The sequence below is a fragment of the Bradyrhizobium sp. CFUWI genome, from assembly GCF_056429085.1.
The window spans coordinates 1-471 of sequence record NZ_JBWJZE010000162.1; the positions used below are offsets into that span (position 1 = coordinate 1).

Consider the following 471-nt stretch of genomic DNA (forward strand, 5'->3'; position numbering starts at 1 on the left):
ACTTTAGGCTGCAAATGGCAAGACCCGGTCAGCCTTTGGCAACTCTCCTTGCCATTGCTTTTCTGTGCATCCTTGATCAGGAGTTACTTCCTTGTCACAGATCAGACTTGCCTGCTGCTCCTGTCATGCAGGCAGCCATCAAAAGCCAGCATCAATGCGGTGAGGATCAAGCCCTCCAGTGCACAGAATAGCAGCTCCCAGGAGCAAGGGGAGCCCCCTACCAAGAAGCTGAAAGGCAGTGAGGTTGACATGGGCGATGGAGCACCTAGTCAGTCCAAAGCGCCACCTGCTGCAGCATCAGAGGCACCAGCTTCATTGCCCACCGCATCCAAAGCGGAGGCACCCCAGGCTAGCTTGACCGCAATGCTTGGTAATTGTCGAAACACCACATGGTCTTTTCTACTCTGAGCATGGAACCAAGATGAAAGATGCTGTGCATTTCGAGGTTGTTGCTTGGTTTGTGTCTTGAAA

The 471-nt window shown here is 52.7% G+C and carries 2 protein-coding genes; one reads left to right on the forward strand and one right to left on the reverse strand.

What is annotated here, in order from left to right; genetic code table 11:
- On the forward strand, positions 1-191 hold a 191-nt coding region (locus tag AC066S_RS39210; protein WP_478271962.1), incomplete at its 5' end, for a hypothetical protein.
- 78 nt (positions 192-269) lie between these two features.
- On the opposite strand, the gene AC066S_RS39215 is transcribed toward AC066S_RS39210, so the two are convergent.
- A partial coding sequence (locus AC066S_RS39215) for a hypothetical protein (protein WP_478271963.1) occupies positions 270-471 on the reverse strand: 202 nt, incomplete at its 5' end.